Here is a 12538-nt window from a genome sequence, read left to right as displayed (position 1 = left end):
TTGTCGCCGCTGTCGTGTAGCGCGCTTGGGCCGAGCGCAGAAACGGCATCGGTCTCACCATTTTCCTGCCGCACCCGTGGACGGTCGGCACCGCCGAGGGGCGAGTGGACGATTTCGTCCACTTTGGGCTAGTCGGCCGAGTGTGTCAAATCGGCGGCAGGGTCCCTGACCTGGGCTTTCACGTGGTTCAGTGCCATGTCGAGGGCGAGCGCGAAGGGCCGTTCGTCCTGCATGGTCTCGGCGAGCGCGGCCCTGAAGGCGCGGCGAGCGGGGGCAGGTCACTGCGGGCGGTGACGTCCATCCGCCGCGAACTGGACGCCGTCAGCCTCACGAGTGTGAACACCAGGTCACCGAACCGGGCGGAGGCCAGGAGATCGCCCGCCTCGCCCGAGCCGCCAACAAGACCCTGCAACGACTGCGCCAGGCCGACGATCGCGCCGAGCGCGCCCGCACACGCCAGCGGCAGTTCGCCGCGGACGCCTGCCACGAACTGTGCACACCCCTCGCCGCACTACGCACGCGACCGGAAGAGGCACAGCTGCATCCCGACCAGACCGATCCGAACGACCTGCTCGGCCACACCGTGCACGACCTCGACCGGTGCAGGCCATCGTCACCGACCTGCTCCTGCTGACCCGCCTGGGCACGACACCCCCAAGAACCGAGCAGGTCGACCTCACAGCGCTGGTCCGGGCACAAGCCACCCACCAGACGGACGGGCACCACACGCATCTCCGGCTCGACCCCGAAATGATCGTCGAGGGCGACCCCGAACAGATCATCCGGATGCTCGGCAACCTGCTCGACAACGCCCACCGGCACGCCGTCCACACGATACGGATCAGCTTGCACCCACCAGGGACGGCGCTGAACCGACGGTCGCCGACGACGGCGCCGGCATCCTTCCGGCCGACCGCGAGCGCATCTTCCACCGCTTCGTGCGCCTGGACACCGCCCGCAGCCGCGACAAAGGAGGCGCCGGCCTCGGCCTGGCCGTAAATCTGCACATCGTGGGTGGCAATCAGCGGCCTGCGGCCCTAGGAATCCTTCCGCAGCACTGTTCCGACGACGGGCCGCCGCCCGGGACACGCCCCTTACGTGACGTGGGCTGGCTGCGGTCAATCGGGAAGGATGAAGCCGCGCTGGTAGGCGCGGACCAGTCGGCGGGGTACCAGGAGTTCGCGTCCGTTGACAGTGATTGGCACCAGGTCGGGCGCGGTCGCCTTCCACTGGCTACGGCGGTGGCGGGTGTTGCTGCGCGAGGTTCTGCGCTTGGGGACGGCCACGATCACCAGCTCGCTTTCGTCACGCCCGGCAGCTCGCCCCGATGGGCCATCTGACGGAACCGGATCCGGGACAGTCCGAACGTGCCGAGATAGCCCCGCGGGCGGCCGTCGACGGAGTCGCGGTTGCGCACGCGCGTCGCGCTGGCGTCGCGCGGCTGGCGCGCCAGCTCGCGTACGGCCGATGCCCGCTCTTTCGGAGTGCCGGTGCGTACGACCTGCTTCAGCTCCGCACGCCGTTGAGCGTAGCGAGCGACCACGGCCTTGCGTCTCTCGTTGGCGGCGATCTTGCTCTTCTTGGCCATCAGATCTTCTCTCCCCGGGCCCGGATCCGGGCGACGGCGGCCTCGATGCCGATCTTGTCGACAGTCCTGATCGCCCGGGCGCTGAGTGTGAGGCGGACATGGCGGTTCTCACTGGGCAGCCAGTAGCGGCGGTGCTGAATATTGGGGTTCCATCGCCGGCGGGTGCGCCGATGGGAGCGGGAGACGCGATTGCCGAAGACCGGAGCGGCTCCCGTGAGCCGGCAGTGCGCGGACATCAGCCCCTCCCGTAGCGCTGGTTGAACCGCTCGACTCGCCCGGCGGTGTCGAGCACCCTGCTGCGCCCGGTGTAGAAGGGGTGGCTCGCCGAGGAGACGTCGACGTCCACCACGGGATAGGTGTTGCCGTCCTCCCACTCGATCGTCTTGTCGCTGGTGATGGTCGAGCGGGTGAGGAAGGCGAACCCGGCGCCCGGGTCGCGGAACACGACCGGGTGGTAGTCGGGGTGGATGCCCTTCTTCATCGTTCCTCCCGGAAGGCGACGTGCCTGCGGATGATCGGGTCGTACTTGCGGAGCGTGAGCCTGTCGGGGTCGTTACGGCGGTTCTTGCGGGTCACGTAGGTGTAGCCGGTCCCCGCGCTCGATCGCAGCTTGATCACGGGGCGTAGCTCGTTTCTGGCCATGGGGTGGCTCCTCTCTCGCCATCAGCCTGTGTAATGATAACGATAATCATTTCCATTCCCGCAACTCGGAGGCCTTCCATGTCCACCCCCGTCGTCCTGGTCGCGGGCCTGCACGCCTCTGCTCGCACGGCCGTCGTCGATCGCCTCCTGCGCGACCACCCCGGCTCCGTCGCCGTCCACCACGATCTGCGGGAGGTGACCGCCGGCCGGGTGGAACGCGTGGTCCGCGACGCCTCCACCGTGCTCGACCTGGCCGACGTACGGCTCGCGCACGGCTGTGTCACCTGCACCGTCCGCGAGGACCTTCTCCCTCAGTTGGTGCGGCACGCCGCCACCGCGTCGCTGCTCGTGGTCGACCTGTGGGACTCGGTCGAGCCACGCTCGGTCGCCGAGGCTCTCGATTGCGAGGAGGCTCACGACATCCTGCGGCTGACCTGCGTGCTGACCACGCTGCACGCCGAGCACATGCCCGTGGACATCACCCGCGGCGACCGCCTCAGCGAGACCGGTCAGCCGGCCGCGGCCGGCGACCAGCGCTATGTCGCCGAAGTCCTGACCCGGCAGATCGAGTACGCAACCGCCCTGACCTTGCACGGCGGCGACGAAGAGGACGGGGAGCTCTCCCGCGCCGTGCTCGCCCACCTCGCGCCCTGCACCCCGGTCTTCGCCGGGTCCCTGCCGGGCGTGACCGGCGCCCGGCTGTGCTCGCGGGAATTGGCCGAACGCGTCGACCCCGCCACCGCCCTGCTCCCCTGCGACGCGCAGACGGACGAGATCACCACGGTCGTCTGGCGCCGGCTGCGCCCGCTGCACCCTGCCCGCCTGTTCGAGGCCGTGGACGAGCTGGTCACTCAATCGGTGCGCTCTCGCGGGCGGTTCTGGCTGGCCAGCCGGCCCGATCAGTTGCTCGCCTGGGACGCGGTCGCCGGCGTCGTGTCCGTCGAGGACGCCGGGCCCTGGCTGGTCGCGCTACCGGAGGCCGCCTGGGACATGGTCTCCCCCGCCCGCCGCATGGCCGCCGACCTCGACTGGGACCACATCACCGGCGACCGCGTTCAGCACCTGGTGTTCACCGGGCCCGACCTCGACCGAGAGCGCCTCCACGCTCTGCTCGACTCCTGCCTGCTCACCGAGGAGGAGGCCCTGGCGGGCTCCGACGTGTGGGCCGGCTACGACGACCCCTTCGCCCACATCCTCAACCTCAAGGAGATCGCATGAAGCCCCGCCGCACCCTCCGCAAGAAGGGCAACCCGCTGCAGGGGGTGGACTACGTCGACTACAAGGACACCGACCTGCTACGGAAGTTCATCTCCGACCGCGGCAAGATCCGCAGCCGCCGCGTCACCGGCGTCACGGTGCAGCAACAACGCCAGATCGCCCGCGCCATCAAGAACGCCCGCGAGATGGCGCTGCTCCCTTACGCCTCCCGGCCGCGTTCCTGACCGGCAGAGAGGACGGCGCCACCGGACATCGGCCGACGCTCGGCGACGTCCTCTGATCGGTAGACCATCGGCCCGTTCGAATCCGCGGCCGTAGGACCACAGTGTGCTGCGGCTGCGGATCGAGCCGGCAGAAGGAGCAGACCGGCGGGGACGTAGGCATGGATCCGCTCCAATGGATCCGCTCCGGGGGCGGACAAGCGGCATGTACGGCTCCAGCAGCGGGAGCATCCTCCGGGCCATGGCGGTGGACATGCGGCTGCGGAAGTCCACCACCACGTCGTTGTCCTCGCCTATCGCCTCGCGCACGGCGGCCACCCGATCGACGACCTCACGGGAGCGCGCCGGTGTGTCGATCGCGGTCAGCTCGGCGGAGCCGTTCATCTTGACGGCCGTGAAGCCGGCCTCGATCTGCGCGCGGGCCGGCTCGGCGGCCTCGGCGGGGCGGTCCCCGCCGACCCAGGCGTACATGCGCACGCGGTCCCGGACGGGGCCTCCCAGCAGCACGTGGACCGGCAGCCCGGCGGCCTTGCCCGCGATGTCCCGAGCTCCGCGAAGCGCACCTCCAGGAGACCTCCTCCGGGATGGAGCCACGCGGCAATCGGCGCCTTATCGGGCTGCCGCTCATAGTCAACGGGCCGAGGTTGTCCAGGCTCGAGTGCGAGAGCGGCCGGCAGATGTAACGCCCTTGGAATCGATACGATGAACGCGTTGCCGCCGCAAGGACGGACGCTCTCGATTACAGCGGACGCCCCAGGCGGAAGGGTGGCCGCGCATCGGCCATGCGGACCTGGAAGCGCGGCCGGAAGAAGCGACCGGTAAATAGAAGCAACAGGACGCGTCCCTGTTTCCGCACGAATAGTCAGCCTTAACCGAGGACGATTTTTCAGACTCATAGACCTCCGGCGGCGCAGTGTGTGCCCCGAGTGCCGTAACGGCCGTCACTATGAGTCGGTCCGGACCTTGCGTCAAGTTCGGCAGCGCCACCGGCAGCGAATTGATGGATCAACTGCAGCGGGCGGGCAGCACCGGCCCAGCCCTTCATGACGACGCCGTCTCCAGTCTCGATACGCCCAATGGCATTCGCAACAGCCGGTTCACCTGCCGGAACTGATTCCGCGACTCCTCATTACCCGCTTCCTCGCGCTCCGGAGGCCGCCCTCACCCTGTGCTCCTGGCGGGCAAGGCTGCCAGGAGCAACCGAAAAGGAACCTTTCCACTTGGGTCCGAAACTTTCGTCCACGGCCGAGAACAGTCATGTCACAGCACGCCCCCTGGCTGTCACGATAAGTGAACGAGCGAACGCGAGCCGTGGCGCCTGTCGCGAGTAGCAATCTTTTTTATTTTCACCGCCTCGCCGAAAATTTTGGCGAGTCAGTATCGCTGAAAGTTTCACACACCTCCGCATCAATACGGGCATGAGGATGCGCGAGGCGACGCATCGTATCGGCGGCTAGAGGGCTCAGGAGAGCGGGATTGCCCGGCCTCTGGTCCTCCTGCGAAGCCTTGACGTAACTTCCGCTCCGGGCTCATAGTGATGGCCATCGCATTGCTTCTCGGCGTCGCACCCCTTCCGGAGGCTGTACACGATGAACTCGCGCAAATAATGTTCACGTGAACAATCAGCGAGCACGTAGCGATCCGGCCTTTCCCGGGCCGGCGGTTCTGGATGGATACTCCCGGCCACTCGTCGCGGACGCCGAGCCCCAATCCGAGATGTTCAGGTAACGTCATGAAAAGGCATGAGGCTGACAGGGATTGTCCAGCAGCGGATTCAACCCTTGATAGGGCCCCTGCCTCATCCGCCGGACCGCGCCCCCGCATCGACGACCTGAGTGGCGGCGCTCCCCTACCTCGCTCGCCCTTCGCCGCGGGGCCACGAGCTCATCCCGGACGGCAGGAGCAGCGGGCTCACCGGCGCAGGGCATCAGACGGCCTTGCCGAAATTGTTAGCGCTCACACAGAGAGGTGCTCATGGTCAGACTCCTCAGCCCCACCTTTCGTTCAGGCCGATGGCAGGTCTCGACGGCCGTCACACTGATCCTTGTGGCGCTGCTCGCGCTCTGCCAGTCCGTTGTGTCCGCCGGCCCCGCCCATGCGGCGACCATCGACACGAACGCGTCGTACGTGCTGGTCAACCGCAACAGCGGCAAGGCGCTGGACGTCTACAACATGGCGACGAACGACGGCGCACCGCTGGTGCAGTGGGCCCGCAACGACGGCGCCTGGCAGCAGTGGCAGTTCGTCGACTCCGGCGGCGGCTACTACCGCCTGAGGTCGCGCCACAGCGGCAAGGTCGTCGACATCTCCGGCCGCTCCACCGCCGACGGCGCCGACGTCATCCAGTACACCGACACCAACGGCGCCAACCAGCAGTTCCGGATCGTCGACACCGACAGCGGATACGTCAAGCTCATCAACCGCAACAGCGGCAAGGCCCTCGAAGTCTGGGAGTGGTCCACCGCCGACGGCGGCCGCATCTCCCAATACACCGACCTGAGCGGCGCCAACCAGCAGTGGCAACTCGTCAAACTCGGCGGCAGCACCCCCACAACTCCGCCGGCGTCCTACCCCAACCCCGGTACGGTCAACGGTGACATCTCCGTGCACGATCCCGAGGTGACCAAGAGGCCGGACGGCACCTACCTGCTCGCCTACACCGGCAACGGCATCCTGCTCAAGACCTCGGCCGACCGGACCACCTGGCGCAACGCGGGGGCGGCGTTCCCCGGAGGAGCCTCCTGGACGCACGCCTACACCAACGGCAGCAACACCCTGTGGGCGCCGGACATCACCTACGTCAACGGCACCTACTACATGTACTACGCGGCCTCGACCTTCGGCTCCAACCACTCCGGCATCTTCCTGGCCACCAGCACGACCGGGGCGTCCGGCTCGTGGACCAACCAGGGCCTGGTCATCGAGTCGACCACCTCCGACAACTGGAACGCCATCGACCCCAACCTGATCACCGACGACCAGGGCCGCTGGTGGCTCGACTTCGGCTCGTTCTGGTCGGGGATCAAGATGGTCCAGCTCAACCCGGCCACCGGCAAGCGGCTCGACACCACGATCCGCAGCATCTCCGGCCGCAACGGCGGCGCGACCGAGGCGCCGTTCATCTACCGGCACGGCGGCTACTACTACCAGTTCGTCTCCTTCGACCTGTGCTGCAAAGGCGCCTCCAGCACCTACCGCATCATGGTGGGCCGCTCCACCTCGGTCACCGGCCCGTACACCGACCGCAACGGGACGGCGATGACGTCGGGGGGCGGCACCCAGGTGCTGGCCGGGCACGGGAGCATCCACGGCCCCGGCCACCAGGCCGTCCTCGCCGACAACGACGGCGACATCCTCTTCTACCACTGGTACGCCGACGACGGCTCCTCCCGCCTCGGCATCAACAAGCTCGGCTGGGACAGCGCGGGCTGGCCCTTCGTCTACTGACCCCAGGACCCAGCTCCGGCACGCCTGTCGAGCCCGCAAGGGTGAACCGGAGCGGCCCGGAGCCGGGCTGTTCAAACCACTGCGGCAGGTTGTCGAGCCGGTCAACGAGACCTTCAAGGGCCGGCTCGACCTGGAACGGCACCACGGCCGAACACTCGCCGGCGTCGTCGCCCGCGTCATACAGCGCATCCTCACGCTGACCACCGCCATCTGGCGCAACGACCAGAGCGGACAGCCCGTCCTGCGCTCACTGACCGCCTACGACCACTAACCCTCCGGACCGATCATGTACGTGGACGGTGCCAGGGTGCGCAGGACATCGAACTCGTTGCCCTCGGGGTCGGCCATGACCACCCAGCTCCGGCCGGAGCCCTGCCCCACGTCCACCTTGGCGGCGCCGAGGCCGAGCAGCCTGGCCACCTCGTCGTCGGTACTGCCGTCGATCGGGCTGACGTCGAGGTGGAGCCGGTTCTTCACGGTCTTGCCCTCAGGCACCCGGATGAACACCAGAGTGGGCGGCATCTGGCGGGCCCGGACCTCCTCGACGGTCGGCTCCCAGGAGCCGATCTCGACCTTGCCCTTGCTCCGGTCGATCACCTTGAAGTCCAGGACCGCGCACCAGAAGGCCGCGAGCCGCTCCGGATCGTGGCAGTCGACAACCAACTCGGTGAACCTACTGGTCATGAATCCCCCAGACAGTGCGGACGGGGGCTTAGCCTATGGGCCCGCGCCGTCCGGCTGGCAAGTCCGCGATCGCTACGACAACTCACCCTTGGAATCGATCGTCTAGCCGGTTGCGAGGTCCCGCTCTTCGAGACAGCACCTTCGACACCCGACGCCCTTCACTGTGGAGGCCACGCCGCAGGTACCGCACGACGGGCAGAGAAAGACGGAGGGACGCACCCAACAGGGCGTCGAGACGATGTGGCTGCCGAACAGTCGGTCGACGCCGTCACCATCCAGTTCGACGTCCCCCAGCACCGGCTCGATGTGGATGACCGGATAAGGCCGGGTGCACGAGCCGCACAGCCGCAGCTCCCAGCGGGCGTGGCCCTGCGGGCACTCGCACGCGTACGTGCCGTCCGGCCTGCGCCGATACGCCCGCCAGGGATCTGGGCTCCGCTGCAGGCAGACCGGGCACCTGGTGTACTCGGCGATGGTCTCGGCGGCCACGGTGATCTCATCCGCCAGCCGGTCCAGGAGTTCCACCTCTCCGACGCCACCCGGACGACCGGCGGCCCGGCCCCTCAGCGACTGCAGCCGTGCCTGCGTCCTCGCCAGCTCACCGGGCGCGGGGGGGCGTGTGACGACGAGGCCGGCCTGCCCGGCCGAGAGCCAGTCGGCACCTTCAGCGATCTCCTTCGCATGCACCTGGCGGCACCGCACCGAGATCGGATGGTCGCGGTGCCGCTCCTGGGCGAGAACGCTGTACAGGCTCCGGGCCAGCCGGACCACACTGTCGATCTCCATCGGAGAGACCGGCAGCAGCCTCACGCCGCCATGCTTCCAGGGCACAGGCGAGTCGCAACCGGAGAAGACTTCGAGGCGTGACCGTTTCGGCAGTGCCTGCCGTTCCTCGAACGTACCCGGATAAACAACCAGTACGGGAATCTCCGGCTTGCCGGATGTCAGCTGATCCGTCTCCTCTTGGGTGGCCGCCGTCCGGCCATGGCCGGTGAGGGCGTGCGGAAGAGCCAGGACGTGGAGTACCGGCCGCCCGCCGACGGCCAGCTCGAAAACCTCGGTGGGCAGCCACGCGAGGGTCACATCCGCGCCTGTGGCCCCGCCGCCTCCGGCAGTCAGCCGGATCGGCGGTCCGCCGCGGCTGAACGATGCCACGGCCCCCGCCTCCGCGGGTTCATCCGACCCGCCCGCCTCGCCGAGCAGGCCCAGGTGGTCGAGCGCGTGGAGGAGCAGCAGCCCGGTGTAGACGGTGAACCCTCGGCACCAGCTCTGAATGCGGACCACGGGGTCGCATTCCTGATCTCCCCCGGTACGGTCGTTCACCCATGCGTGCCACAGGTCGCGCACCCGGCGATAGCGACCGTCGTTGACGAAGAGGTTCGTGGCCCGGAGCGCCGTCCCGATGTCGACCTGCCGGTCGACTCCCCGCAGGATGCCGCTGCCCCGCAGCGCGACGAGGGCGTCCCTGACCGCTCCCAGTTCCTTGCGTCTCGCCTCGGCCAGGTCCTTCCACGGCTCGTCCGCCACAACCCCCGCGATCAGCTCGAACAGCTTGCCATGCTGCCGCCATGGCCGGTTGACCGCGTCCGCGACATAGCGATCGAGGTCGCTGAACATCGCATCGATCCGTGTCACGGCATTCAGCCGGGCCACGACGTCGCCCCAGAGATGGTCGACCAGCCGGGCGGCGACACGGTTCTCGTAGAAGTCCAGGTTCTGCTCACGCAACGGTGTGAGGACCACTTTCGGCTCCACACTGTCCGGCCGCAGCCGGTTCCAGTCCTCGCTGTGGCCGGCCAGCCGGTTGATCGTCGCGGGCACGATCCGCCGCGCCAGACCTACCGGCACAAGCCGGTTCACGACCCGCAGCCGATCGGCCGGGGCATGGCAGACCGCGCGCAGGGCGTTGAAATGCTCGTCGATCTCGTCGTCTATCCTGCGCCGCCGCAGTCGCGGCCCGATCTCGGTGTCGGCGAGCAGCGGGCTTTCCCGCAGCCACCGATGCACAGGTTCGGCGCTGAGCCGCTCGAGTCTGGCCGCCACACCGAGGACGGCGCGTTCGGTCACCTCATCGGGCAACGCGCGCGGGTCACAGGCACCGTGCGTCGCCCGTCGGCGATCCTCGTCCCACAGCATCCAGTCACCGACCGCGGCGAGATGATCACCGGGCCTGACGTGGCGGCCTGCCAGCGACAGGTGGCGCCCACCGGCAGGACTCCGAGCGCCGGAAACGCCCGGCCTACCAGATGGTCCCCGCCGGTCTGGGGTGCTCCGGCCGACGGACGCGTCCTGCTCGGCGCCGATGAAGACGTACCGTCCGATCGGCACCGGCCCCGAGGGTGGTGAATCGGTCTCTCGGTCGAGGATCCGGTCCCAGAGTCTGACTCGCACGGCGTCACGCCTCCCCGCGGTGGTGCAGTTCGTCGTCGAGGAGTTCGATGGCCCGGATCGGGCGATCGGGGTCGCCCTCCGCAGCCGGTAGTTCGGCCCAGAACTTCGGGAGGTCGTCGCGGAGCGCTCTGATGGTGTCGCTGCGCAGCTCGTAACGACCGCGAATCTTCCGCAGCACCTTCATCGCCAGCACGTGATCCGCGGCCTCTCGGACGGTCCCCCCGGCGTCGATGAGCACAGGTACGAAGCGCGAGAGCTGTCCGGCACTCCGGGGTCCGGTGGAGACGCGGAAGTCCCGCTGGAGCCGATCGCTCAGTCCACCGTTGAGGAAGTCGCCCACCAGGCGGGCGGACTGCTCGTGCCGCTGCCGTGCCACGGCGAAGGCTTGGCGTAGCGCCGTGAAGGAGAACGGCGGGAACGGTTGGGTCCGCTCGTACTCGAACCGTTCCGGACGCCCGGGCAATTCGATGACGTTGGACCGGTCAAGCGTCTTCTCGGCGAAGGCCACCGTGGTCTCGTCCTGGTTGGCCGTGCCGACGAACCAGATGTTCTGGGGTATGGGCAGTTTGATCCCGTCGATCAGTCCGCGTGGCGCCGGCTCGACCCTGGCCGTCATCAGATCGAGTCCGATCTTCCTTCCTGCCGTCCGTTGTCTGAGTTCGAGCACGTGTAATACGTCGCTGAAGTACTGCTCGGGGTGGGACAGGTTCATCTCGTCGAGGACGACGAAGAACGGCTGGCTTCGATACGCCGGGCAGTTCGCCTGGTAGAGCGCCTTGGTGAACTTCGACTCATAGAACCGTCGTTCGAAGGCGTTGTAGTAGCCGGTCAGATCCTGCGGCGTGCGCCAGTCGGCGCCGACCGGCACCGTCTCGGCATGCGCCTGCAGGACCTTGGCGAACGCCAGCGGGAGCTGCGTCTTGCCGATGCCGCTGGGGCCCTGCAGCAGATGCAGGCGGGTCGCGGCGAGCCCGGCGAGGAAGATCCGCAGGTCGGACTCCGAGTAGAACAGTCTCTCCTGCTGGGCGATGATGTGCCGCAGCCGGTGGACGAACTCGTCGAGCGGCGGCAACTCGTCCACCAGGTCGTCACGTTCTTCGGTGTAGCGCACGTCCATCTCGGCGCACGCGGGGAAGGGGGACTCGCTCTCCTTGCTCCGCCTGAGCCCCTCGGCGTTCTCCTTCAGCCGCGCGACCTCGTCCTTGTACGCCTCGACGTCGGCGGCGAGCGCCTGTTTGACGAGTTCCTGTCGCTCCAGCTCCATCGCGGTGATCTGGTACGCGGACAGCTGCCGCTGCAGACGGGAGTTCTCCTGCATGAGGAAGGCGTGGTCCTCCTGCCAGCGCTGCTCGGCCTCGCGCAGCCGATCCAGCTCGGCCTTGATCTCAGCGGGCGGCCGGTAGCCGCGAAGTGTCGCGTTCTCCTCCTGCAGCCGCTGCAGGTCCGCGACGACGTGTTCCGGCTCGCGGCCGCCCAGCGCCAGGCGCAACCGTTCATGGGCGGCCAGCCGCTGCTCCAGCCGCTGGTAATCCGCGAGCATGTCGTCGTGCCGTCGCTGCAGCGATTGGAGTCTCAGCCGGTCCTGCTCGGCGAGTTGCTCGGCGGACCGTTCGATCCGTTGCTCGATGAGCTGTCTGGTGTCGTCGAGGTCCTCTCGCTCGATCTGCAGGCGCCGTGCCTCAGCCCGCAATACGCGGCGCTCCTCATCGAGCCGTTCGCGTTCGCTGTCGATCTCGGCCCGAGCGTCGGCCAGCGCGGCGCGGACGGCGGCCCCGGCCTTGCTCCGATCCTCCTCTTCCTGCCGCGCCGCCCGCAGCTCCAGCGTGGCCAGGTGTTCCTCGCGTTCACCGCACTCGGCCAGCCGCCGGCGCAGTTCCTCCTCCGCCTTGGTGATCCGGGCAGCCGCCTCCCGCTCGCGGTCGCCGATGCCGCGTTCCCGTTCGTCGATCGCCTTCTCGGTTGTCCGTAGTTCGTTCCATCTGTCTTCGAGGGCCTGCTCGGCCTCCTCGATCGCGCGTCGCGCGTCCTCAGCCCGGCCGGTGGCGACCTCGTACGCCCTCTTGATCTGATCGATCTGCCGCCACAGCCTGTCGACGGCGAGATAGTCGACGTCGGCGGGCGGCTCGGCCGGCTCCGGCAGGTTCTCCGCGCCTCCCACCGCTCTGGCCGCCTCGGCGGTCGCCTCGGGCAGGACCTCGGCCAGTTCCTTCGGGCTGACCGGTCCAGCGGGTCTGCGACCGGGGATCGCCCGGCCGCCGGCCGCCGTTCCCGGCCGCGGCGCTTGTGCCTTCGGCTTTCTGCCCTTGCCCATTCATCGTTCCTTCCGGTCGGCTCGACGCGGTCGTGC

12 protein-coding genes and 2 pseudogenes are annotated in these 12538 nt (G+C 68.3%); 4 read left to right on the top strand and 10 right to left on the bottom strand.

The genetic code is table 11. The features are described from left to right. Window positions 1-187 precede the first annotated feature (187 nt). Window positions 188-487 (bottom strand): hypothetical protein, encoded by a 300-nt coding sequence (locus ABZ860_RS35100; RefSeq protein WP_357228777.1) that lies wholly within the window; start codon window positions 485-487, stop codon window positions 188-190. Here ABZ860_RS35100 and ABZ860_RS35095 point away from each other — a divergent pair. Then, a pseudogene (locus ABZ860_RS35095) lies at window positions 432-938 on the top strand (hypothetical protein); the annotation flags it as partial. The gene ABZ860_RS35100 and the pseudogene ABZ860_RS35095 overlap by 56 nt on opposite strands. Window positions 939-1118: 180 nt before the next feature. On the opposite strand, the gene rpmF reads toward ABZ860_RS35095, so the two are convergent. Genes rpmF through rpmG form a run of 5 tightly spaced genes read right to left on the bottom strand, consistent with a single transcriptional unit; the run spans window position 1119 to window position 2230 of the window. Next, on the bottom strand, window positions 1119-1286 hold the full coding sequence (gene rpmF / locus ABZ860_RS35090; protein ID WP_357228774.1) for a 50S ribosomal protein L32: 168 nt from the start codon (window positions 1284-1286) through the stop codon (window positions 1119-1121). Window positions 1287-1288: 2 nt separating this feature from the next. Next, window positions 1289-1588: a 30S ribosomal protein S14 gene (gene rpsN / locus ABZ860_RS35085; RefSeq protein ID WP_357228772.1), complete on the bottom strand. Its 300-nt coding sequence runs from the start codon at window positions 1586-1588 to the stop codon at window positions 1289-1291. Then, the gene (rpmB, locus tag ABZ860_RS35080; protein ID WP_357228770.1) at window positions 1588-1824 is read right to left on the bottom strand and encodes a 50S ribosomal protein L28; all 237 of its coding nucleotides are present in this window, start codon (window positions 1822-1824) and stop codon (window positions 1588-1590) included. The genes rpsN and rpmB overlap by 1 nt, the downstream gene beginning before the upstream one ends. Next, window positions 1824-2069 (bottom strand): type B 50S ribosomal protein L31, encoded by a 246-nt coding sequence (locus ABZ860_RS35075; protein WP_357228767.1) that lies wholly within the window; start codon window positions 2067-2069, stop codon window positions 1824-1826. The genes rpmB and ABZ860_RS35075 overlap by 1 nt, the downstream gene beginning before the upstream one ends. Then, window positions 2066-2230, bottom strand: coding sequence for a 50S ribosomal protein L33 (gene rpmG / locus ABZ860_RS35070; protein WP_142650039.1), 165 nt, complete (start codon window positions 2228-2230; stop codon window positions 2066-2068). Before rpmG ends, ABZ860_RS35075 begins: the two co-directional genes overlap by 4 nt. A gap of 78 nt (window positions 2231-2308) precedes the next feature. Here rpmG and ABZ860_RS35065 point away from each other — a divergent pair, with 78 nt between their 5' ends. Then, the gene (locus tag ABZ860_RS35065; protein WP_357228764.1) at window positions 2309-3448 is read left to right on the top strand and encodes a GTP-binding protein; all 1140 of its coding nucleotides are present in this window, start codon (window positions 2309-2311) and stop codon (window positions 3446-3448) included. Beyond that, a complete protein-coding gene (gene rpsR / locus ABZ860_RS35060; protein WP_357228762.1) occupies window positions 3445-3672 on the top strand; it encodes a 30S ribosomal protein S18 in 228 nt (75 codons plus the stop codon). Before ABZ860_RS35065 ends, rpsR begins: the two co-directional genes overlap by 4 nt. A gap of 210 nt (window positions 3673-3882) precedes the next feature. On the opposite strand, the pseudogene ABZ860_RS35055 reads toward rpsR, so the two are convergent. Further along, window positions 3883-4140 (bottom strand): annotated as a pseudogene (locus ABZ860_RS35055) (enolase C-terminal domain-like protein); the annotation flags it as partial. A gap of 1503 nt (window positions 4141-5643) precedes the next feature. Between ABZ860_RS35055 and ABZ860_RS35050 the strand changes: the two are divergent. After that, the gene (locus ABZ860_RS35050; RefSeq protein ID WP_357228759.1) at window positions 5644-7116 is read left to right on the top strand and encodes a family 43 glycosylhydrolase; all 1473 of its coding nucleotides are present in this window, start codon (window positions 5644-5646) and stop codon (window positions 7114-7116) included. A 267-nt stretch (window positions 7117-7383) separates the two neighbouring features. Here ABZ860_RS35050 and ABZ860_RS35045 read toward each other — a convergent pair whose 3' ends face one another. The 3 genes from ABZ860_RS35045 to ABZ860_RS35035 form a co-directional block, all read right to left on the bottom strand. After that, the gene (locus tag ABZ860_RS35045) at window positions 7384-7800 is read right to left on the bottom strand and encodes a VOC family protein (protein ID WP_357228757.1); all 417 of its coding nucleotides are present in this window, start codon (window positions 7798-7800) and stop codon (window positions 7384-7386) included. A 102-nt stretch (window positions 7801-7902) separates the two neighbouring features. Further along, window positions 7903-9936 (bottom strand): hypothetical protein, encoded by a 2034-nt coding sequence (locus ABZ860_RS35040; RefSeq protein ID WP_357228754.1) that lies wholly within the window; start codon window positions 9934-9936, stop codon window positions 7903-7905. Between the two features lie 259 nt (window positions 9937-10195). Beyond that, window positions 10196-12502: an AAA family ATPase gene (locus tag ABZ860_RS35035; protein ID WP_357228751.1), complete on the bottom strand. Its 2307-nt coding sequence runs from the start codon at window positions 12500-12502 to the stop codon at window positions 10196-10198. Between the last annotated feature and the right edge of the window lie 36 nt (window positions 12503-12538).

The organism is Microbispora sp. NPDC046973 (assembly GCF_040644495.1).
In the GTDB taxonomy this organism is placed as follows: Bacteria; Actinomycetota; Actinomycetes; order Streptosporangiales; family Streptosporangiaceae; genus Microbispora.
Note: the sequence above shows the minus strand (reverse complement) of the source record. Positions and strands in the feature narration are given on the sequence as shown.

Coding starts and splice junctions, on each gene's coding strand:
- rpsN (WP_357228772.1), bottom strand. CDS start 1,588: ATGGCCAAGAAGAGCAAGATCGCCGCCAACGAGAGACGCAAGGCCGTG.
- rpmB (WP_357228770.1), bottom strand. CDS start 1,824: ATGTCCGCGCACTGCCGGCTCACGGGAGCCGCTCCGGTCTTCGGCAAT.
- ABZ860_RS35075 (WP_357228767.1), bottom strand. CDS start 2,069: ATGAAGAAGGGCATCCACCCCGACTACCACCCGGTCGTGTTCCGCGAC.
- rpmG (WP_142650039.1), bottom strand. CDS start 2,230: ATGGCCAGAAACGAGCTACGCCCCGTGATCAAGCTGCGATCGAGCGCG.
- ABZ860_RS35065 (WP_357228764.1), top strand. CDS start 2,309: ATGTCCACCCCCGTCGTCCTGGTCGCGGGCCTGCACGCCTCTGCTCGC.
- rpsR (WP_357228762.1), top strand. CDS start 3,445: ATGAAGCCCCGCCGCACCCTCCGCAAGAAGGGCAACCCGCTGCAGGGG.
- ABZ860_RS35050 (WP_357228759.1), top strand. CDS start 5,644: ATGGTCAGACTCCTCAGCCCCACCTTTCGTTCAGGCCGATGGCAGGTC.
- ABZ860_RS35045 (WP_357228757.1), bottom strand. CDS start 7,800: ATGACCAGTAGGTTCACCGAGTTGGTTGTCGACTGCCACGATCCGGAG.
- ABZ860_RS35040 (WP_357228754.1), bottom strand. CDS start 9,936: ATGCTGTGGGACGAGGATCGCCGACGGGCGACGCACGGTGCCTGTGAC.
- ABZ860_RS35035 (WP_357228751.1), bottom strand. CDS start 12,502: ATGGGCAAGGGCAGAAAGCCGAAGGCACAAGCGCCGCGGCCGGGAACG.